Origin of the sequence: Micromonospora sp. KLBMP9576 (assembly GCF_050941805.1) — a bacterium.
Taxonomy (GTDB): domain Bacteria; phylum Actinomycetota; class Actinomycetes; order Mycobacteriales; family Micromonosporaceae; genus Micromonospora.
In genome coordinates this window covers 3,771,077-3,791,507 of record NZ_CP194567.1, presented here as the reverse complement: position 1 = coordinate 3,791,507, position 20,431 = coordinate 3,771,077, and the positions used below count along the sequence as shown (strand labels likewise).

Annotated in this window: 13 protein-coding genes; 4 read left to right on the top strand and 9 right to left on the bottom strand. The window is 76.2% G+C overall.

Features of this window, described 5'->3' with window-relative positions; translation table 11 throughout:
• Positions 1–63: 63 nt before the first annotated feature.
• From ACQ452_RS16865 to ACQ452_RS16835, 7 genes are all read right to left on the bottom strand, one after another.
• Complete coding sequence (locus tag ACQ452_RS16865; RefSeq protein ID WP_433385472.1) at positions 64–789, bottom strand: hypothetical protein; 726 nt, start codon at positions 787–789, stop codon at positions 64–66.
• Entirely contained in the window at positions 786–4,052 is a 3,267-nt protein-coding gene (locus tag ACQ452_RS16860) for a non-ribosomal peptide synthetase (RefSeq protein ID WP_433385469.1), read from the bottom strand. Before ACQ452_RS16860 ends, ACQ452_RS16865 begins: the two co-directional genes overlap by 4 nt.
• A gap of 1 nt (position 4,053) precedes the next feature.
• Positions 4,054–9,573, bottom strand: a complete 5,520-nt coding sequence (locus tag ACQ452_RS16855; protein WP_433385466.1) for a non-ribosomal peptide synthetase — start codon at positions 9,571–9,573, stop codon at positions 4,054–4,056.
• 27 nt (positions 9,574–9,600) lie between these two features.
• The gene (locus ACQ452_RS16850; protein ID WP_433385463.1) at positions 9,601–9,819 is read right to left on the bottom strand and encodes an MbtH family protein; all 219 of its coding nucleotides are present in this window, start codon (positions 9,817–9,819) and stop codon (positions 9,601–9,603) included.
• A gap of 145 nt (positions 9,820–9,964) precedes the next feature.
• Positions 9,965–11,095, bottom strand: coding sequence for an o-succinylbenzoate synthase (menC, locus tag ACQ452_RS16845; protein ID WP_433385460.1), 1,131 nt, complete (start codon positions 11,093–11,095; stop codon positions 9,965–9,967).
• Between the two features lie 103 nt (positions 11,096–11,198).
• Entirely contained in the window at positions 11,199–11,834 is a 636-nt protein-coding gene (locus ACQ452_RS16840) for a MurR/RpiR family transcriptional regulator (protein WP_433385457.1), read from the bottom strand.
• Positions 11,831–12,565 carry a GNAT family N-acetyltransferase gene (locus ACQ452_RS16835; RefSeq protein ID WP_433385454.1) on the bottom strand — a complete coding sequence of 245 codons (735 nt, stop codon included), beginning with the start codon at positions 12,563–12,565 and terminating at the stop codon, positions 11,831–11,833. The genes ACQ452_RS16840 and ACQ452_RS16835 overlap by 4 nt, the downstream gene beginning before the upstream one ends.
• Before the next feature lie 98 nt (positions 12,566–12,663).
• Here ACQ452_RS16835 and ACQ452_RS16830 point away from each other — a divergent pair, with 98 nt between their 5' ends.
• Together ACQ452_RS16830 and ACQ452_RS16825 are read left to right on the top strand one after the other, a co-directional pair.
• Positions 12,664–13,812, top strand: a complete 1,149-nt coding sequence (locus ACQ452_RS16830; RefSeq protein ID WP_433385451.1) for a M20/M25/M40 family metallo-hydrolase — start codon at positions 12,664–12,666, stop codon at positions 13,810–13,812.
• A 121-nt stretch (positions 13,813–13,933) separates the two neighbouring features.
• Entirely contained in the window at positions 13,934–14,440 is a 507-nt protein-coding gene (locus ACQ452_RS16825; protein WP_433385448.1) for a hypothetical protein, read from the top strand.
• Positions 14,441–14,530: 90 nt separating this feature from the next.
• On the opposite strand, the gene ACQ452_RS16820 is transcribed toward ACQ452_RS16825, so the two are convergent.
• Positions 14,531–15,616, bottom strand: a complete 1,086-nt coding sequence (locus ACQ452_RS16820) for a hypothetical protein (protein WP_433385445.1) — start codon at positions 15,614–15,616, stop codon at positions 14,531–14,533.
• Positions 15,617–15,709: 93 nt separating this feature from the next.
• Here ACQ452_RS16820 and ACQ452_RS16815 point away from each other — a divergent pair, with 93 nt between their 5' ends.
• Positions 15,710–16,237 (top strand): adenylate kinase, encoded by a 528-nt coding sequence (locus tag ACQ452_RS16815; RefSeq protein ID WP_433385442.1) that lies wholly within the window; start codon positions 15,710–15,712, stop codon positions 16,235–16,237.
• A 223-nt stretch (positions 16,238–16,460) separates the two neighbouring features.
• Here ACQ452_RS16815 and ACQ452_RS16810 read toward each other — a convergent pair whose 3' ends face one another.
• A complete protein-coding gene (locus tag ACQ452_RS16810) occupies positions 16,461–18,722 on the bottom strand; it encodes a catalase (protein WP_433385439.1) in 2,262 nt (753 codons plus the stop codon).
• Positions 18,723–18,972: 250 nt separating this feature from the next.
• Here ACQ452_RS16810 and ACQ452_RS16805 point away from each other — a divergent pair, with 250 nt between their 5' ends.
• Entirely contained in the window at positions 18,973–20,382 is a 1,410-nt protein-coding gene (locus tag ACQ452_RS16805; protein WP_433385436.1) for a hypothetical protein, read from the top strand.
• Positions 20,383–20,431 lie beyond the last annotated feature (49 nt).

Here is a 20,431-nt window from a genome sequence, read left to right as displayed (position 1 = left end):
CAAGATGTGCCCCCTCGAGTCCACGCCCGTCCGTCACGCCGGATGACATCGGCCGGCGTGGATCTACAGTAGACGACTCGGTAGGTCGAGACCAGGGACGGACGTACCGGGCCGGGCGGCTGGGTCGGACCCGCCGCTCAGGCTTTCGGCCAACCCCTCGGCGAGCCGCCCGTACGCCTCCCGGAGCACCCGCGGCGCATCGGCCGGGGCGGCCCGGTGCGCCTGCGCCAGGGCGTACGCGCGCACCAGGGCGGCCGGGAAGGTGCCGGCGTACGCCACCTGGTCGGCCACCGCCAGGGCGTCCGCCAGCGCGTCGGCGTTCGCGACGGCGTTGGCGTCGGCGAACGCCTCGGCGTTGGCCCCGGTGCTCAGGTCGGCGTAGTGCTCGGCGAACCCGACCACCTCGTCGGGCCCGAAACCGTTGGCGGTCGCGTAGGTGTGCGCGTCGGCGTACGCGACCGCCCGGGCCTGCGCGTACGGGTAGGCGGCCCGGTACAGCTCCCGCAGGACGGGCCGCAGCGCGCCGCGCCACTCGTCCGGCCCGACCCGCCCCCCGGCCAGCGCCCGGCGGAGCAGCTCACCCACCGGGCCGTCGGATCGCCCGACGGACGCCAGCCCCAGCAGGTGCGCGTGCCACCGGTACACGACCCGGAACGGCACCCGGCCGGCGAGCCGGTCCAGCGCGACGCCCACCCGCCGCCCGGCCCCCGACGCGGCCGGGTCGTGGCCCTCGGCGAGCGCGGCGAGCACCGCCTTCAGCCAGGCCGGCGGCTGCGGCGCGGCGCTCATCCGTCCCACCGCGACGGCCCCGACCGGTCCATGCCGGCGAGCAGGTCGTCGACGTCGTCGTCGGTCAACGCGTCGAGACCCGCCGCGCCGTTCCCCGCCACCGCGACCCGGGCACCCGTCCCGGCCCCGGCGGCGCCGAGGGCCGCGGCCAGCCCGGCCACGGTGGGGTCGTCGAAGAGGGCCCGGACCGGAAGATCGACCCCGTACGTCGTGAGGATCCGGGCCATCAGCTGGGTGGCCTTCACGGAGTGCCCGCCCAGCACGAAGAAGTTGTCGGCGACCCCGACCGGGCCGGGCAGGCCCAGCAGGTCCGCCACCGCCCCCGCCAGTTCCCGCTCCAGCGGGGTGCGCGGGGCCACCGGCGCCTGGCCCGGCCCGGCGTTTCGCGGCGGCGGTGGCAGGGCGCGCAGGTCCAGCTTGCCGCGGGAGGTCCGGGGCACCTCGGGCAGCGCCACGAGGACCGCCGGCACCATGTGCGCGGGCAGGAACCGGCGCGCGTGGTCGGACAGCCCCTCCGGGGGGTCGGTCGCGGCCGGATCGACGACGACGTAACCGACCAGCCGCACGCCGTCGTGCTCCACGTCGGAGACGGTCGTCACGACGGCGTCGCGGACCTGCGGGTGGCCACGCAGCACCGCCTCGACCTCCGCCGTCTCGACCCGGAACCCCCGCACCTTCACCTGCCGGTCCGCCCGCCCCAGCGGCTCGATCCGCCCGGTGGGTGACCACCGGCCCAGGTCCCCGCTGCGGTACAGCCGTCCGCCGGGGGTGAACGGGTCGGGCACGAAGCGCTCGGCGGTCCAACCGGGTGCCCCGGCGTAACCGCGCCCGACCCCCGCGCCGCCGATGCAGATCTCGCCGACCACCCCCGGCGGCACCGGCCGCAGCCACCGGTCCAGCACGTGGACCCGGCTGCCGGCGACGGCCGGGCCGAGGTCCGGCGGCGCCGACCCGCACCCGACCTCCGCCCCGGTCGAGTAGACGGTCGTCTCCGTCGGACCGTAGAGGTTCCACAGGCGGGTGCCCGGCTGCGCCAGGGCGTCGGCGAGCGCCCGGGGCAGCGCCTCCCCGCCGCTGAGGCGCAGCCGCACCCCCGCCGGCACCCCACCGGCCGCGACCAGCATCCGCCAGGTCGTCGGCGTCGCCTGCAACATCGTGATCCCGGCCGCCACGAGCAGCCGGCGCAACCGGTTGCCGTCGATGACGTCGTCGTCGCCGGCGACCACCACCGACGCCCCGCACAGCGGCGCCAGGAGCAGGTCGAGCAGGGCGATGTCGAACGCGAACGGGCTCACCGAGAGGACCCGGTCGGCCGGCCCCAGCGGGACCATCGCGCGCAACGCGTGCAACAGGTGCGCCACCGCGCCCTGGGTGACGGTGACCGCCTTCGGCCGGCCGGTGGACCCCGAGGTGAACAGCACGTACGCCGCCGCCGTCGCCGGCACCGCAACCGGCGGCACCGGCCGCGGTGGCGGGCCGGCCGGCTCCGCGGCGGCCAGGTCCAGCAGGGTCACCGCCGTCGCCAGTTCGGCCAGTAGCGGCGCGCCGACGGTGGCGCTGTCGGTGACGACCACCCGCACCCCGGCGTCGGCGAGCATCCCGCGCAGCCGCCCCGGCGGATGGGTCGGATCGAGTGGCAGGTACGCCGCCCCGACCCACCAGACGCCCAGCAGCGCGGGGAGCGGTCGGGCCCCCCGGGGCAGGACGATGCCGACGGTCTCCTGGACCCGTACGCCGAGCCCGCGCAGCCCGGCGGCGATCCGGCCGGCGAGCGCGTGCAGCGCGGCCCCGGTCAGGGTGGCGTCGTCGCCCCGGATCAGCACCCGCTCGCCGGCGTCGATGCCGGCGACGAGGGCCGTCGCGGTGTCCACCGGCGGTGAGGTCGACCCGGGCCGGGCGCACGGCCACACCCGGGTGACGAGGTCCGCCTCCGCCGGGGAGAGGAGGTCGACGTCGCTGACGCGGGTCTGCGGCGTGCTCGCCAGCGCGGTCAGGATCGCGGCCAGGGCGCCGGCGAACCGGCCCGCGCTGGTGGGGGTGAACAGGTCGGTGAGGTACCGCAGGCGCACCGTCAGCTCGCCCGGCCCGGCGACGGCGGCCAGCTCCAGCTCGAACTTGCCGGTGCCGGTGGGCACCAGCTCCGGCCGCCAGCGCAGCGCCCCCCGCTCCAGCGGTGCCACGGCCTCGTCCACCGTGCACATCACCTGCACCAGCGGCGCCCGGGCGGGGTGCCGCGGCGGCCGGCACAGCTCGACCACCCGCGCGAACGGCAGGTCCTGGTGGGCCTGGGCGCGCGCGGTGGCGGCGTGCAGCCGGTCGAGCAGTTCCGCAAGCGTCGGGTCGCCGTGCAGCACGGCCCGGATCGCGACGGTGTTGGCGAACAGGCCCGGCATCGGCTCGGTCTCGATCCGGGTGCGCCCGGCCACGGGCACACCGACCAGCAGCTCGTCCGCGCCGCTCAGCCGGGACAGCAGGGCGGCGTACGCCGTCAGCAGCACCGTGAACAGGGTGCTGTCCCGCGCGGCGGCCAGGCGGCGCAGCGCCCCGGCCAGGTCCCCGGCCACGGGCACCGCCACCTCGGCGGCGGCCGGCGACAGCCGGTCGGGGTACGGGTGGTCGACCGGGAGCGGCAGCTCCGACGGGGCCCCGGCCAGCTCGGCCGGCCAGAAGCGTTCCGCCTCGGCGTGGCCGCCCGCGTCGGCGTGCTCCCGCTCCCAGAGGGCGAAGTCCGCGTACTGCAGGGGCGGCTCGGCGGAGCCGGGCGCCCGGCCGGCCCGCAGCGCCTCGTAGTCGGCGCAGAGTTCGTCGAGGAGCAGCCGGACCGACCAGCCGTCGACGATCGCGTGGTGCGCCACCAGCGCCAGGACGTGCCGGTGTGGGGCGAGACGCAGCAGCCGGACCCGGGCCAGCGGGCCACGTTCGAGCGGCAACGGGGTGCGGGCGTGCTCCCGCAGCGCGGCGCGGGCCGCCGCCTCCCGGCCGGCCTCGGGAAGCCGCTCCAGGGACACGGTCTCCAGGCCGGCCGGGCGGGCGTCGTCGTCGATCAGCTGGATCGGCCGCCCGCCGTTGGCCCGGAACGTGGTGCGCAGGATCTCGTGCCGCTCGACGACCGCCGCCCAGGCGCCGTCGAGCGCGGCGGCGTCCAGCGGCCCGTCCAGCCACACGGCGAACCCCACGTGGTAGGTCGGCTGGCCCGGATCGAGCTGGTCGAGCAGCCACATCCGCCGCTGCGCGGCCGAGGCCGGGAACTCGAAGACGGCCATCTCAGCGCTCCTGCCCGTCGACGGCGACGACCCGCAGCTCGGCGGTGTACCGGCCGTCGGGGCCGGTGAGCCAGAGCTGGTCCGGTGCCGGCAGCATCTCCACCACACCCACCTTCGCGTCGTCGCCGGCGTGCCGGCGGGCCCGGCGGACCGACCGGGACACCAGGTCGACCGAGGCGAGGCTGGTCAGGTCGGCGTGGACCGGTTTCCGCTCACCCGCGCAGCGCAGGAAGACGTGTCGCGGCAGGCCGTGGGCGCCGGCCCAGGCCCGCGCCTGCCGGTACCGCAGCGCCTCGTCGCGGGTGTCGGCGAAGGCGAGCTCGGCGGCGGTGAACGTCCACGCCTCGCGGCTGACCACGAGGGAGTCGATGGTGACCCGGGGCTGGTGCGCCGCCGGGGGCAGGATGCGGAAGAGCTGGGACAGCCCGGCACCGACCACGTCGCCGAGAACGTGCATCAGGTCGACGTCGAACCGCCCGTCGCGCGAGCGCACCCGCAACTCGCCGCCGACGGTGACCAGGTCGCACTCGCCGACACGCACGCTGCGGCGCGGGTCGTGCCCGAACGAGTCGTGCGCGAACACCAGCCGGGTGTCGGCGTCTCCGGTGAGTCCGTTGCTCTGCCTCGTCGGCACGCCACCCTCCTGGCCGGTCTCGGCGGGATAGACCGCTGCGGCGCCCACGTCCCGGACCAGCGCGGCGCGCAGCGCGTCCACCTCGGGGTGGTAGGCCACCCAGGTGGCGTAGCGCAGGGTGTTGACGCCCGGGTGCAGCTCGCCCAGGACCCACTCGTCGCCGGCCCGCATCAGGTCCGGGCTGTGCTGGCGCGCGGTCGGCCAACCGGGCCGTCCCGGCGGGAAGGCGGCGGCCATCGCCGGGGCCAGCTCCGCCGCGGTGAGCCGGATCCGCCGGCCCGCCGGCAGCGCCAGCACGTCGGCCCAGCGCCGGTGCAGCGCGGCGGTCAGCAGCGCGGTCAGCCGCTGCGGCGGGTGGAACAGCGCCTCGCCGGCCAGCAGCCAGAAGTCGGCCAACGGCACCACGTCGGTGCCCAGCTCGGCGGCCCGGCGCTGGTAGATCTGCGTGCAGAGACGCCGGTAGAGCGTCGCGCCGGCGGCGGTGAACCAGCGCGCGCCGTCCAGCACCAGGGCGAGCGCGTCGCGGATGCCGTCCAGGCTCGCCTCGCCGACGCCGACCGTGCCCGCGCGCAGGCACTCCTCGTAGACGGGGGTGCGCCCGGCGTACATGGTCCCGGCGCGTCGGGTGGCGGGGACGCCGGCCAGCCGGGTGAACGTGGCCTCCAGCTCCGCCATCGCGCCGGTCAGCCGGTCGGCGTCACCGGCCGCGGCGGCGAGCGCGTCCCGGGCGGCGCAGAGTTCGTCCAGCGCGGCGAGCGCGGGCCCGCGTACGGCGTCGTCGGTGACCCGGGCCAGCCGGGCCCGCGCGCTGCGTTCGGGCCGGGTGTCGTGCGGCGCCACCTCCGGCTGCCAGGCGATCCGGTGGGCCCCCGCCAGGGTTTCCAGCACCTCGTGCACCTCGCGCGCCGACCGCGGTCCCGAACGCGGGTCGGCCAGCACGGCCGCGGCGACCTCGTGCGCGTCGCGGACCCCGTCGCAGGCCCGCAGCACCGCCGCCTCGGCGTCACCCAGCGGCACCGGCGGGGCGAGCGGCACCCGCAGCGTCGTGCCGGCGAGGTCCAGGAAGGGCATGAGCCGGGGTACGAGCCACGGTCGCAGCCGGGCCGCGTGCGGCGCCAGCACCGCGGCGACCGCCCACCCCTCCAGGTAGACAGTCCGCGCGGCGAGGAGCGCCGGCGGATCGGCGGGCTCCACCCGCACGTCGGCGCCCGGCTCGATCCGCGCCCAGCCGACCGGTCCGAAGAACCCGATTGTGTCGTTCTTCGCGCAGTAGCGCTGCAGGTAGCTGGTGACCAGCGCCTCGTGCTGGCGGTGCCGGGTGTTGCGGGTCGGGTTATCGGGGCCCCGGCGCAGCAACGCGTCGACGCCGGTGCGCAGCGCGTGCGGGTTCTGCCAGGCCACCGCCTCGCGGAAGCGGGGGTGCTCCGCCACCGCGTGCAGCGCGACCGTGAGCCGGCCGACCGCGTCCGGGAAGGCCGCCGCGTACGCCGCCTCGGCGGGTGCGATGCCGGCCGGGTCCCCGCCGGCCCGCGCCGCCACCACCCGATCCGCGGCGGCGGCCAGCTCCGCGTCGCCCAGCGGGGCCAGCAGGTCGAGCGGGAGTCCCGCGCCGCGCAGGCAGACGGTCCGCCACAGTGCCCACCCGTCGGTCAGCCGGGCCAGGTGCGCGGGCCGGTCCGGCGCTCCTTGCCGGGGGATCCGGTCGCGCCGGCGCAGCGCCGGACCGGCCGCCCTGCGCTCGCCCGGCCCCACCCCGGTCGTCGCCCGCTCGCCCGACCCCGCCCGCTCGCCCGACCCCGCCCCGGTCGCCGCGACGATCGCCGCCGCCGTGGCGGCCAGCGTCGGCGCCCGGTAGAACGACCCCACGCCCAACTCCACCTCGAACGCCTCGCGGAGGCGGAACATCAGCCGGGTGGCCGTCAACGAGTTACCGCCGAGGGCGAAGAAGCTGCTCCGGCGCCCGATGCCCGCCGGCGGGGGCCTGCCGGGCAGCAGCCGGGACCACAGCTCGGCCAACCGTTGCTCGGTCGGCGAGGCGGGCCCGGCGACGTCCGGATCCGTCTCGGCCGGGTCGGGCGCCGGCAGCGCCGCCCGGTCCACCTTCCCGTACGCGGTCAGCGGCAGCCGGTCGAGCACGACGAACCGGGCCGGCACCAGGTAGGCCGGCAGCCGGGCGGCGGCGTGGTCACGCAGGGCCGCCGGGGTCGGGGCCACCGGGCCGGCCGGCGTGACGTAGCCGACCAGGTGGCGGCCCGGCCCGTCGCCGCGGGCGCACACCGCCGCCGCGGCGACCTCCGGGTGCGACCTGAGCGCGGCCTCCACCTCGCCCGGCTCGACCCGGAAACCCCGGATCTTCACCTGGTCGTCGCGGCGGCCGAGGAACTCCAGCACCCCGTCGGCACGCCACCGGACGACGTCTCCGCTGCGGTAGAGGCGCCCGCCGGGCACCTGCGGATCCGGCACGAACGCCCGGGCGGTCGCCGCCGGCTCGCCGAGGTAGCCGCGCGCCAGCCCGTCACCGCCGGTGTACAACTCGCCGGGCACCCCGACCGGCACCGGCCGGCCGGCGGCGTCCAGCACGTGCACGGTGCTCTGCGGCACGGGGCGGCCGATCGGCACCCGCTCGCCCACCGGTGCGGGGCCGCTCATCAGGTGGCAACTGGTCAACGTCGTGTTCTCGGTCGGCCCGTACGCGTTGACCAGCGGCAGCCCGCCGCGCGCGGCGAGCACGGCGCGGACCGCGCCCGGATCGGCGACGTCGCCGCCGGTGAGCAGCTGCCGGACGCCCGCCAGCGCCGTGACGTCCTCCTCGGCGAGCTGCCGGAAGACCCCGGCGGTGAGGAAGGCGACCGTGACCCCGCCGGTACGCATCAGCGCCCCCAGCCCGGTGAGGTCCAGCGGGTCCGGCGGCGCGACCACCGCCGTGGCGCCGGTCAGCAGCGCGCCCCAGATCTCCCAGGTGGACGCGTCGAACGCGGTCGGGGCGAACTGGAGCACCCGCTCGCCCGGGCCGAGGGTGGCGAAGCCCGGGCCCGACACCAACCGCAGCACGCCCCGGTGGGTGATCCCCACCCCCTTGGGCGCCCCGGTCGAGCCGGAGGTGTGCAGGACGGCGGCGAGCTGCAACGGGTGGGCCCGTCCCGGCGGCGGGCCGGCCGGCGCCGGATCACCGGCCGCGTCGACGTCCAGCACCCGTACCGGGCCCAGGTCGGGCAGGTCGGCGGCGCGATCGGCGGTGGTCAGCAGCAGGCGGGCCCCGCGGGCGGCGAGGAGGCCGGCGGTCCGGGCCGGCGGGGCGGCCGGGTCCACCGGAAGGTAGGCGCCACCGGCCTTGAGCACCCCCAGCAGGGCCCGGACAAGGGGCTCGCCACGGTCGAGCAGCACGGCGACGGGGATCTCCCCGGTGACGCCGTGCCGGCGCAGCCTCCAGGCCAGCCGGTCGCTGGCCCCGTCCAGCTCGGCGTAGCCGACCGCGCGGCCGCCGACCACCAGCGCGGTGGCGTTTGGGTCGTCGGCCACGCGGGCCGCGAAGACCTCGGGAATGGACGCGTCGCGCGGGTAGGCCCGCCGGGTGGCGTTCCAGGCGGCGCGCAGCGGTGCCTCCCCGGCCGCGCCGAGGTGCAGGTCGGCCAGGCGGGCGTCCGGCCGCTGCGCCAGCTCGCGCACGGTGTCGTGCAGGTGCGCGAGGATCCGTCGCGCCGAGGCGGTCAGCAGCCGGCTGTCGTCCCACGTCACACCCAGGCGCAGCTCCGGCTCGTCGAAGGCGTGCACGGTCAGCGGATAGCCGGGCATGCGGTGCACCCGCGCCGAACGCCGGGCCGCCTCCGGGCCGCCCTCGGCCAGGGCGGTGGCGAGCCGCTGCCGCTCGAACACCACCAGGCTGTCCAGCAGCGGGGTGTCGGCGGTCAGGCCGGCCTGGTCGAGGATGGCGTGAAGTGGCGTGAGCTGGTGCTCGCGGAGGCGTCGGATCCGCTGCGCCACGTCGGCGAGGAACCGCCGCACCGTCCAGCGTGGCGTGAGCCGGATGCGCAGCGGCACCGTGTTGAGCAGCAGGCCCACGATGTGCTCGGCGTCCGGGACGCTGGCGTACCGGCAGGATCTGGTGACCGCGAAGGTGACGTCGTCGACCCCGCCGTAGCCGCCGCGCAGCAGCGCCCAGGCCGCGTGGACCACGGCGGCGACGCCGACGCCCGCGTCGGCAGCGGCGGCGCGCACCCGGTCGGAGTCCGCCCGGGTCAGGGGGACCTCGTGCGCGGCCGGCACGCCGGGTGCGGCCGGGTCCGCGTCGAGGCGACCGGGCAGTGCCCGGGGCAGCGGGGCGCCGGTGAGTTGTCCCTTCCAGAAGGCCTCGCCGGTGCTCGTCTCGCGGCTTTCCCACCACCGCACGAAGTCGGCGAAGGGCGGCCGGTACGGCGGGTCCGGCACCCGGCCGGCGCGGCGGGCGGCATAGTCGGCGAGGACCTCGTCGAGCAGCATCCGGGTGGAGCGACCGTCGAGGATCGCGTGGTGGAAGGTGACCACGACGTGGTGGTCGGCGAGCGTGGTGACCCGGAGCAGGGGCGCCCGGCCGACGTCGAAGGGCTCGTGCCGGTCGGCGGGCAGGAAGCCGTCGAGTGTCGCCTCCCGCCACCGCAGGTCCGGCGCCACGTCGGGCCGGACGACCTGCACCACGCCGTGGTCGCCGTCGACCTCGAAGGCCGTCCGCAGCACCGCGTGCCGGCGGGTCGCGGCCCGCCACGCCGCGCCGAACGCCTCCCGGTCCGGCGTACCGTCCCACCTGATCGTGACCTGCTGGACGTCCACCCCGCCGGCGGGCTGCCGGAGGGTCTGCAGCACCATCCCGCGTTGCACGGAGAGGGCCGGATACCGCTGGGGACTGTCGTTCATGCGCCCTCGTCGTCAGGTGCGGTGGCGTCAGCCGGCGGCGGCGTGCTCGTCCATCCAGTGACGCAACGACAGCGGTCGCATGTCCGTCCACACCTCGTCGATGTGGGCGAGGCACTCGCCGCGCGATCCGGTGGTGCCCTCGCGCCGCCAGCCCGCGGGCAGCTCCCGATCGTCCCACCAGATGGAGAACTGTTCCTCGTCGTTCACGACCACGGCATACGTCCGGGTGTCGTCGTCACCGGTCATCGGGCCCTCCCTCGTCGGGGAAGGATTTCAGCCCCGTCGATTCCGTGTCAAGGAGTCCGTCGATCTCCCGTCGCCCGGGTGGCCCGGCCCCGCCCCGGTGGAGGATCCGTCGGCGGAACGCTTCCGAGCTGATGTCGTAGCCGATTCAACCGGCGGTGTCCGCGCGCAGCACGACGCGGTCGGTGGTCCGCTGCTCGATGTACGCGAGATCGGCGTCCCACCCGAGCCCCGGCGCGGTGGGCACGTCGACGAGCCCGTCGGTGCTGACGATCGGGCGGGTGGTGACGTCGCGGGCGTAGTACCTGTCGGAGCCGGAGACGTCCGACGGCAGCGTGAAGCCGGCGAGGGCGCTCAGCGCGACGTTGGCGGCCCGCCCGATGCCGAACTCGTGCATGCCGCCGCACCAGACCGGGACACCGTGCTCGCGCGCGAGGTCGTGGGCGCGTACGGCCTGGGTCAGGCCACCCATCCGCGAGACCTTGACGTTGAGGACCCGCACCGCGTCCAGGCGCAGCGCGGTGACGAGGTCGTCCACCTCCTCGACGGACTCGTCGAGGCACACGGGGGTGGCGATGCGTTGCTGCAGGGCGGCGTGCGCGACGAGCGCCCGTGGCGCGAACGGCTGCTCGATCATCAACAGGCCCAGCTCGTCGAGTTGCGCGAGGACGGCCCGGTGCTCCGCGACGTCCTCGTAGGCGCCGTTGGCGTCGACGTGCAGCGGCACGTCAGGGTGGGCCGCGCGGACGGCCCGCACCGGCGTGACGTCCCACCCGGGGGCGATCTTCAGCTTGATCCTGCGGTAGCCCTCGTCGACCCGCAGCCGGACCTGGGCGAGGAGATCGTCGACGGTGGGTTCGATGCCCAGGGACACGCCGGCCTCGACGGTGCGGCGCCGCCCGCCCAGCGCCCGCGCGAGGGGAACGCCTCCGACGGCCGACCAGAGGGCCCAGGCGGCGACGTCGAAACCGGCGCGGGCGAAGTGGTTGCCCCGGACCCGGCCGAGGGCGGCGGCCAGGTCCGCCGGGTGCTCCCAGTCGGTGCCGAGGACCAGCGGCGCGAGGTGGTCGCGGGCCACGGCCCAGCAGCTCTCGACGGTCTCGGCGCAGTAGAACGGGCCGCTCGGTGAGGCGATCTCACCCCACCCCACGGCGCCGTCGGTGTCGGTGAGCACGACCAGGATGTGCTCCAGTTCGCGTTTGGCGTGCGAGCTGGTCTGGAACCTGCGCACGAGCGGCAGGCGTACCCGGCGCAGCTCCACCGCCTCGACCCGGGTCACGCCGTCACCTCCGTGCGTGCGGCCCCGCCGGGTCGACGGCCCTGCGCCGGCCGGCGGCCCCGGGCCGGCCCGGGGGTGGACGGTTCGCGGTGCTTCGGGGCGGTCATGGCTGCTCCGGGTAGAGGTCGAGTTCGGCGGCGAGGGCGTCGCGCTCGCGCAGGCGGCGGCCGGCCCCCTTCGCGCTGGCGATGGTCAGGGTGGCGAGCAGGTGCAGCGCGAGCACCACCGAGGTGGGGGAGTTGGCGTACGAGGCGCTGCCGGTGCCCACGACGATGCGGGCGGCCGCGCTGGCGGCCAGCGGCGCGTCCTCGGCGTCGGTGACGAGGACCAACCGGCCGCCGTGCCGCACGTAGGCGGCGGCGACGTCGATCGTCTCGCGTCGGTAGCGGGCCATGCAGACGGCCACGAGCAGGTCACCCTGGCGGATGTCGCTGAGCACGTCGAGTGCGCGCAGCGCCGCGCCGTCGACGAGGTGTACGCCGGAGAGCCCGGCGCTGAGGTCGGAGGCGAGCAGGGAGGCGAAGCTGAGCGACTTGCCGTGGCCGAGCAGGTATCGCCGGCGGGCCGACACGATGAGCGCCGCGGCCTGCTCGATGGCGTCGTGCTCGGCGGCCCAGGCGAGCGCGGTGGCGAACTCGGTGCGCTGCTGCTCCAGGACGCGCTGCTTGAGCACCTGGGCGGACCTGCGCTGGACGTTGCGGTCGAAGCGCTCGGCGGGCGTCGATCTCTTCGGGGTCATACCGGATCCTGGGTGAAGAGGTAGCTGACCCGGTCGGGGGCGTCCACGCGCCGGGCGACGCCGACCAGCCGCCCGCCTTCGGCGAACCGGTCGCTCAGCTCCCGGCGCAGTCGAGCCCGGTCGCCGGGCCGTGCGGCGGCGGTACGGTCGTCGGCGGGCGCGTCCACGGCCACGTTTCCGGTGGCGTCCCGGGCCCCGTGCAAGGGGGGACCGGCGGGCGCCGGGGCGGCGGTCCCGGCGCGGTCGAGGTCCCATCGGACGAGGACCCGGTCGCTGGCGCCGTCGTCGTAGAAGTCGGGCAGGAACCGGATCCCGGTGGCGCCCAGCACGGCGAGGTTGAAGTGGGCGTTGCGTAGCGCGTACGGGTCGAAGGTCCACCGCATGGTGTGCGCGCCCGTGCGGCGTGCGGCGTCGGCCTGGGCGCGCTTGAGCAGGCGGCCGACGCCGCGTCCCTGCGCCCGCGCGTCGACGACGGTGGCCTGCGAGTAGTGGTAGAGCTGGCCCCGTTCCACGGCGGCGAAGCCGTAGCAGAAGCCGACGAGGCGGCCGGTCTCGTCGAACGCGCCGAGCACGGTGCCGGCGTTCTCGTGCAGCGCGGCCAGGAGGCGGGGGCTGACCGCGTGCTCGGGGCCGGCGTAGCCGAAGACGGCGCGGTAGAGGGCCGACCCCGCCGACCACTCGGCGAGCCCGGCGAGCCCACGCACCACGATCCCGCGGGTGGCACCGGTCATCGCGGCTCCCCTCCCTGGAAGATAGCGATCATATGTCGCAGATTCTGCCGCCGTGATGCCGCATTGACAAGGGGCACCATCAAACATAGCGTCCGGATATGTCGACATCACCCGCAGCGCCCGACCCCGCGCTCGACGCCCTGCGCCGCTACACGCTGCACGAGTCGCCGACCGGTGACCGGGGGGCGCTGGCCGCCCTGGCCGACGTGCTCGACGCCGACGCCGCCCGGGCCGGCTTCCACACCGTCCGGGTGCCGCACCCGAGCGGCGACCATCTGGTCTGGACCCTTCCGGCGCGCGGCGTCGGGGGCGACGCGGTGCTGCTGCTGACCCACTACGACACGGTCTGGCCCGTCGGCACGCTGGCCGGCATGCCCTGGTCCGTCGATGGCGACACCGTGCGCGGCCCTGGCGTGTACGACACGAAGGCCGGGATCGTCGCGCTGCTCGCGGCGGCGGCCCGCGTCGAGCGCTCGCAACTGCCGCACCCGGAGATCAGGGTCCTCGTCGTCGCCGACGAGGAGATCGGCTCGCCCACCGCCACCGGGCTGGTCCGGGACGAGGCGAGCCGGGCCCGCGCGGTGCTGGGCCTGGAACCGCCGCACCCCGGCGGCGACCTCAAGACCGGCCGGCGCGGCAGCACCCGGGTCCGCGTCGAGGTGACCGGGGTCGAGGCGCACGCGGCGCTCGACCCGGACGCCGGGGTCAACGCCATCGACGAGCTCGTCGACCAGCTCGTGCGGGTCCGCGCCCTCGTCGCCGACCGGCCGGTCCTGCTCAACGCCGGCGCGATCACCGGCGGGGGACGGACCAATGTGGTGCCCGGCGAGGCGCGCGCCGACCTCGGGCTGCGCTTCGCCGACCCGGAGCACGAGGAGGCGGTGCTCGCCGCCCTGCGGTCCCTACGCCCGGTCCGCGACCGTGCCGGGCTGACCTGCCGGCTGCTCTCGCACCGGCCCACCTGGCGCCCGGACGAGGCGGGGGCGCGCCTGCTCGGGCGCATCGTGGGCATCGCCGCGGGGCTCGGGCAGCGCGTCGCCGGCCGCCCGGCCGACGGCGCCGCCGACACCAACACGACGGGTGCGGCCGGTCGGCCCACGATCGACGGGCTGGCCCCGCCCGGCGGTGGCGCGCACGCCCGGCAGGAGTGGGTCTCGACGGCCGGCCTGCACGCCCGCACCGACCTGCTGGCCGCCCTGCTCACCGGGCTGCACGTCGCGGGCCAGGCGGGCGGGGAGGCCGCCTGAGCCCGCCGCCGGCCGGGCGGTGCCGGGTCGGCATTGTGACGATGCGCTTGCGGACAGTTACCGAGCGGTCGAGGGTCTAGCCACACCCACCCTTCGCAGCACGACGCATCCGAGGAGCCCCATGCAGCCGTTCGACCTGACCAGTGGCGACCAGATCCTCAACCTCAACGCGACCGCCAACAACGTCAACGGGATGAGCCTCTCCGTACGCACGGATCACGGCACGCGGGTGCAGGCGTGGCGGCCCGCGCCCACCGTCACCGGGGACGGGCGGTTCTTCTGCCACGGGTACGCGCTGGGCACCTTCGGCGCACACAACTACACGGTGTGGGGCGGCTTCCTGCCCCAGGTGCTGGCCGACGAGTACCAGGCCCTCGGGCGCATCGACCTGGCGCGCAACGTCGCGTCCCGCGACGTCCTCGTCTGGTGGCTGGGCAGCTCGGACGCGTACCACTCCGCCGTCGTGGAGCAGCCGGTGACCCTGCCCAGCGGCGTCCTGGACCAGACGCAGACGGTCGTCAGCTCGAAGACCGGCACCGGCGCGTTGTGGAAGGGCCTCATGGTCGAGGACGTCAAGCAGCAGTACCGCTCCGCGGCGTACATCGGGATCTATCGCCGAAACGCGTGAGCCGGCGCCGGGCGGTCGGACCCCGCGGGACGCCGACCGGTCGGCGACGGACCGCCCCGCCGGGCCCACCGGGCGGGGCGGGCACGACGGTCAGCGTGACCTGACCCGCCGTGCCCGGCCCAGCGCGAGCAGCGCCACGGCGACCAGCACCAGCCCGAGCGCCCCGGCCACCGCGACGGGGGCGGCCAGGTCGCGCAGGCGCGCCGCCCGCGAGCCGTCGGCCCCGGCGGGCGGCGTCGGCGTGGCGGGCGGCGCGGTGGACGCCACCGTGCCCGCCGGGAAGTAGCGCAGGACACGGGGCGTCGTCCCCGGCGGTTGGCTGGTGGTTTCGGACACGGTGAGCAGCGACCGCCCGTCGCGGTCGTAGGTGACCGACTCGCCCTGCGGCTCGTCGGGCAGCGCGGTGACCCGTGGCGTGCCGCCGGTCAGCGCGGCGACCACCTCGCCGTCGGCGACGTCGAACTCGTACGCGTCGGCGTAGGTGCGCAGCACCACCCGGCGGCCGTCCGGGGCGGTGGCGGCGCCGGTGACCGCCGTGGCGCCGAGCGCGCCGAACGGGTTGCTCGTCGTGGAGGCCGGCAGGCGGACCTGTCCCACCCTCTCCAGCGGCACCGTCGCGCCCGCCCGCAGGACCGCGCCGGGGACGTACAGGGTGGCCGAGTACTTGGTCACGACCACCGGCCGGCCGTCGCCGGTGACGAGCAGGGCCTCGGCGTCGTGCGGGCCGTCCGGATACGCCATCCGGTACAGCACCGGCCGGTCGGCCCCGGGCGGCAGTTTCCACACCCCGATCGTCTCCCGGGAGCGGCCGTTGTCGCCGATGTCCGCCACCCAGACCGTGCCGTCGTCGCCGACGGCGAGATCCTCGGTGTCGCGGGGGCGCGACGGATAGGACACCGTCCGGACGACGGAGCACTCGCGGTCGAGGAAGAAGATCCGGCGGCGGGCCTCGTCGTCGGCGCCGTCGTTGACGACGACGTAGCCGTCGTCCGTGGCGACCATGCCGGAGATCTCGGTCAGCCGGGCGTCGCGAACCTCGCAGACCGGCGTCGCGGGGACCGCGGTGGGCGACGGTTCCGCCGCCGTGCCCGGTGTCGCCGCCGCCGGGACGACGCAGGCGACGAGCGCCGCCGCCACGAGCCGCAGGCGCCGGGAGCTGCTGTCGCCTCGTCGCATCACCGGCGATCCTCTCACGGCCCGGGACGCCGCGACCGGCGCCCGTCCGGGGCGGGCAGTGCGGATCAGCCGCCGCCGTCGTACGCTGCCGCGATGACCGCATCCCGCATCCTGGTGTACGGGGTGTACGGCGCCGGCAAGTCCACCGTCGCGGCGCGGCTGGCCGAGCTTCTCGCGGTGCCGTGGTACCCGGTCGACGACCTGGTCTGGCGGCCCGGCTGGGTCGAGGTGCCGGTGGCGGAGCAGCGCAGCCGGATCGAGGCGCTCTGCCGGCGCGAGCGCTGGATCCTCGACGGGGCGTACCACGGGTGGCGCGATGTGGTCCTGGCCCGCGCGGACCTGGTCGTCGGCCTCGACTACCCGCGCCGGCTCTCCTTCTGGCGCCTGCTGCGCCGCACCGTCGGGCGGCTGGTGACGGGGGAGGAGATCTGCAACGGCAACCGCGAGACGCTGGGCAGCGTCCTGTCCCGGGAGTCGATCCTGTTCTGGCACATCGCCGCGTTCGGTGGGGTGCGGCGGCGGATGCGGGCCTGGCAGGCCGACCCGGCCGGGCCGCCGGTGGTGCTGTTCCGCTCCCCGGCGGACCTGGACCGCTGGCTGGCCGAGCTGTCCCGACGGTGAGCACGCTCCTGACCGTCGTGCTCGCGCGGCGCTGATCCCGGCCGTCGCGGTAGGCCACGCGCACCCTCTGGCCACCCGCCGTGCCCCCGCCGGTCCCCACGACCTGCCAGGAGCACGACGGCGGTGACACCCGCTGCCCGGGCGGTTGAAGGAGGCCCACCGGCAACGGGGGCCGCCCTGCCCATGGTGGCGGCGGACGGCCCCCCGTGCGGGGACGAGCCGGTCAGGCGATCGAGGCGGGGAACCTCTCCCACACCCGGTGGGCGGCCAGGAGCTGCCGCACGGCGGTGAGGACCTCGGCCCCGGAGTCGCCCGTGACGACGCCGGGCGTGCCGGTGACCCCCGCCTGCCGCAGCACGTCCGCGCCGGCACCCCACGCGCCGATCGCCTTGGCGTGCCGCCAGCACTCCTCGACCAGCAGCAGCACGCGCGGGTCGACGGTGCTGGAGTTGGCCGCGCCCGCCTTGGCGTCGCGCGCCGGCAACGCGTCCGGTGCGGGCGCCGGGGCCCCGGCCAGCAGGAGCACGTCGAACTCGACGGAACGGCCCGTGGCGAAGGTCCGCTGCACGGACAGGTCGCCCACCGTGCCGCCGTGCGGGGCGATCAGCAGCGGCACCATGCCGGCGGCGAGGACCGCCCGGCGCACCTCGCCGACATCGTCGAGGCCGGCGCCCGGGTCGACGACGATGCCGACCGTGCGGCCGTCGGCCGGCCACTGCCTGCCCACCTGCGACAGTGCGGGACTGGGCGCGGCGTCGGCGAGCGGCACGGTCGGCTCCGGGGCGGGCAGCCCCAGCCCGGTGGCCACCTGCGCGCACAGCACCGGGTCGATGTTGGCGAGGCACTGCAACTGGCGTTCCCGGATCGCCTGGTGGTAGCACTTGCCGAGCTCGAAGGTGTAGGCGCGCACGATGTGCTCCCTCTCGACCGGCGACATGCTCAGCCAGAACAGGCGCACCTGGCTGAAGTGGTCGTCGAACGAGGCCGGGCTGGCGCGTACCTTGGGCGCCTGCGCGACCGTGACCGGCACGTCGACGAACGCGTCGTCCTCGTCGCCGGCGGGGAAGGGATTGCCGCCGTCGAGCGAGTTCGGCCGGTACGGGGCGACCCCCGCGTGCACGGCCTGCTGGTGGAAGCCGTCGCGCAGCATGTCGTTGACCGGCGCGTGCGGGCGGTTGATCGGGATCTGCGAGAAGTTCGGGCCACCCAACCGGGTGAGCTGCGTGTCGACGTACGAGAAGAGCCGGCCCTGCAACAGCGGATCGTTCGTGACGTCGATGCCCGGCGGCAGGTGGCCGACGTGGAAGGCGACCTGCTCGGTCTCGGCGAAGAAGTTCGTCGGCGTCCGGTCGAGCGTCAGTTTCCCGACCGGCTGCACCGGCGCCAGCTCCTCCGGCACGATCTTCGTCGGGTCGAGCAGGTCGATCCCGGCGAAGGTCTCCTCGGGGGTGTCGGGGAAGACCTGCAGACCCAGCTCCCACTCGGGGAAGGCGCCGGCCTCGATGGCGTCGTAGAGGTCCCGGCGGTGGAAGTCCGGGTCCACGCCGCCGAGCAGTTGCGCCTCCTCCCAGGTCAGGGAGTGCACACCCAGCTTGGGCTTCCAGTGGAACTTGGCCAGCGCCGTCTCGCCGGCCGCGTTGACGAGCCGGAAGGTGTGGACGCCGAAGCCCTCCATCATCCGGTACGAGCGCGGGATGCCCCGGTCGGACATGTTCCACATGGTGTGGTGCTGCGCCTCGGTGTGCAGGGACACGAAGTCCCAGAAGGTGTCGTGCGCGCTCTGGGCCTGCGGGATCTCCCGGTCGGGGTGCGGCTTGCCGGCGTGGATGATGTCCGGGAACTTGATCGCGTCCTGGATGAAGAAGACCGGCATGTTGTTGGCGACCAGGTCGAAGGTGCCCTCCTCGGTGTAGAACTTCGTCGCGAAGCCACGGGTGTCGCGCACCGTGTCGGCGGAACCGCGCGAGCCGAGGACCGTGGAGAAGCGCACGAAGACGTCGGTCGTCGTGCCCTTCGCCAGGAAGCCGGCCTTCGTCACGCCTTCGGCCGTGCCGTAGGCCTCGAAGACGCCGTGCGCGCCGGCGCCGCGTGCGTGCACCACGCGCTCGGGGATGCGCTCGTGGTCGAAGTGCGTGATCTTCTCGCGTAGGTGGTGGTCCTGGAGCAGGACGGGACCGCGCGGCCCGGCCTTCAGCGAATGGTCGGTGTCGCGCAGCCGCGCCCCCTGTGACGTGGTGAGGAAGGCGCCCTGCTGGCCGTTCGCCGTCGTCGGGGCGCCGGTCGGTGCGCCGGTCGGCGTACGGGTCTGCGGTGCGCCCTGTTCGGGCTTCGGCGGCAACGGGTCGCGTGGCGTCGTCGGCTCCTCCACCGTCGGCGGGGCACTGCCCGGCGCGCCGGGCACGTCCGGGGTCAGCGCGTCGGTCACCTTCCCGGCTGCGGTCTCCACGACATCCCTGACCGCCTTGGCGGGCTTGCTGACATCCATCTGACGGGTTCCTCCACGAAACGGTGTTTGAGCAGTCAATACAGCCCCTACCCCCAGACGTGCGGGAGAAACGGGGGAGACGAAGACGGGTCCGCCGGGCCCGGCCCGGGAGTGCCGTCCCCCCGGGGCGCGCGCGGCGGTTCGACGCGGTGGAGGTCTGGCAGAGCGGCGCCGGTGGCCGTATGCTCGCGGCGATGACGACTTCCTCTCTCACCAGAATGGGGGCCCGGTTCTCGCAAGGTGAGTGCTGATGCGCTCACCAGCCGCGAATCCGGCTACTCGTTCGTCCTCCTGGCTGCGCGTGCGCGAGTTCGCCGTGCCGCCCTCCATGATCCAGCTCGCCACCGCCCGCCGCGCCGTCGGGGACTGGGCCGGGGCGTGCGCCGCCGCCCGTGTCGACGTCGACGTCGACCTGCGCTCCGTGGCCCGTGACCACGGCCGCGAACTCACCGACCGGCTCCGCACCGACCTTCGTCACCTCGCTCCCGACCTGCTGCGCTGGCACCTGCCGAGGATCGCGCCCGACGGGCTGCTGCGCCCCGGCCTGACCATTTCGTTGGCCCGGTACGACCCGGGGCGACACCCGGATGGCCCCGTGCACCTCGTGGTCCGTACGCCACCGGCCTGGGCCGACGGCGGGCAGCGCTTCAGCCTGGCGCTGTGGGACGGGTCCCGCTCCGGGACCGCCACCCGCCGCCACCCGCACCCCCACCCGGACCGCCGGTTCCGCCTCGACCTGCACCGCCACCTCTGGGATGCGCGGCGGGCCGCGGAACTGCGGGTCCGCGCGGGCGCGGACCGGCCCACCACGGACGCCCCGGAGCCGTCGGAGGCGGCGGGCCGGCGGCGGGGCTGGGCGGTGCACCGGTGGGCCGCCGAGGCGGCCCTCCTGCTCGCCGCCGAGGGCCGCGGCAGCGGCCCGGTCGACGTGCGGATCGGCACCCGGCGCCGGCTGCGCATCGAGGTGCCGCCGGCCGGCGGCGGGCCACCCGAGGTGCGGGTCGCCCTCTCGCCCGCCCGAGGCCGCGCCGACGGGCGCCGCGGGGCGACGTGCCCCGGCGGGGCCATGCCGGTGCTGCCCGACGCCGCGACCTGGGAGTCACCCGACCTGGAACTGCTCCGCAGTGGACTGATCGACGTCGACCGGCTGCACCCGCTGGTCGCGTCGGCCCTGGCCCCCGGCCGTCGCCCGGACACCGCGACCCGGCCGACGGACCTGGCGGGACAGGTGCGCCCGGTGCGGTGCCGGGGCGCCACGCACCGGATCGGCCTGGCCGACGGGACACTCGTCGCGCTGGACCACGACCCGGCCGAGATCCGCCGGGAGGAGCTCCTCGCCGCGCTGACCGGCACCCCGCTGCCGTGCCTGCGGGCCATCGACGAGGCGCACCGCCACCCGGAGAGCCTCCCCGACATCCGGGCCCGGCTTGACCACGGTGACACCGCCGGCGCGCTCGCTCTCGTCGAGGCCCTGCTGGGACCCGACGCGCTCGTGCGCGCCGGCGCGCTGCGGGACGAACTCGAGACGGCCGCGCAGGCGCGGGTCACGTACGGGCTGTTCCGGACGGGACTGGCCGGTCTCGGTCCGGGGCCGGCCGTCGCGCAGCCCCGCCGTACCCGCGACCGCCGCTCGCGCCCCCGCCACGGCATCGCCCGCTGACCGGGAGCCTCGGCTCCGCACCCCCTCGCCTCACCCACCACGAGCAGAC

Bases quoted from the DNA above. Each gene is read 5' to 3' on its own strand.
- ACQ452_RS16860 (WP_433385469.1), bottom strand. From the start codon at position 4,052: ATGGCCGTCTTCGAGTTCCCGGCCTCGGCCGCGCAGCGGCGGATGTGG.
- ACQ452_RS16820 (WP_433385445.1), bottom strand. From the start codon at position 15,616: ATGCGACGAGGCGACAGCAGCTCCCGGCGCCTGCGGCTCGTGGCGGCG.
- ACQ452_RS16810 (WP_433385439.1), bottom strand. From the start codon at position 18,722: ATGGATGTCAGCAAGCCCGCCAAGGCGGTCAGGGATGTCGTGGAGACC.
- ACQ452_RS16850 (WP_433385463.1), bottom strand. From the start codon at position 9,819: ATGACCGGTGACGACGACACCCGGACGTATGCCGTGGTCGTGAACGAC.
- ACQ452_RS16835 (WP_433385454.1), bottom strand. From the start codon at position 12,565: ATGACCGGTGCCACCCGCGGGATCGTGGTGCGTGGGCTCGCCGGGCTC.
- ACQ452_RS16825 (WP_433385448.1), top strand. From the start codon at position 13,934: ATGCAGCCGTTCGACCTGACCAGTGGCGACCAGATCCTCAACCTCAAC.
- ACQ452_RS16855 (WP_433385466.1), bottom strand. From the start codon at position 9,573: ATGAACGACAGTCCCCAGCGGTATCCGGCCCTCTCCGTGCAACGCGGG.
- ACQ452_RS16830 (WP_433385451.1), top strand. From the start codon at position 12,664: ATGTCGACATCACCCGCAGCGCCCGACCCCGCGCTCGACGCCCTGCGC.
- ACQ452_RS16815 (WP_433385442.1), top strand. From the start codon at position 15,710: ATGACCGCATCCCGCATCCTGGTGTACGGGGTGTACGGCGCCGGCAAG.
- ACQ452_RS16805 (WP_433385436.1), top strand. From the start codon at position 18,973: ATGCGCTCACCAGCCGCGAATCCGGCTACTCGTTCGTCCTCCTGGCTG.
- ACQ452_RS16865 (WP_433385472.1), bottom strand. From the start codon at position 789: ATGAGCGCCGCGCCGCAGCCGCCGGCCTGGCTGAAGGCGGTGCTCGCC.
- ACQ452_RS16840 (WP_433385457.1), bottom strand. From the start codon at position 11,834: ATGACCCCGAAGAGATCGACGCCCGCCGAGCGCTTCGACCGCAACGTC.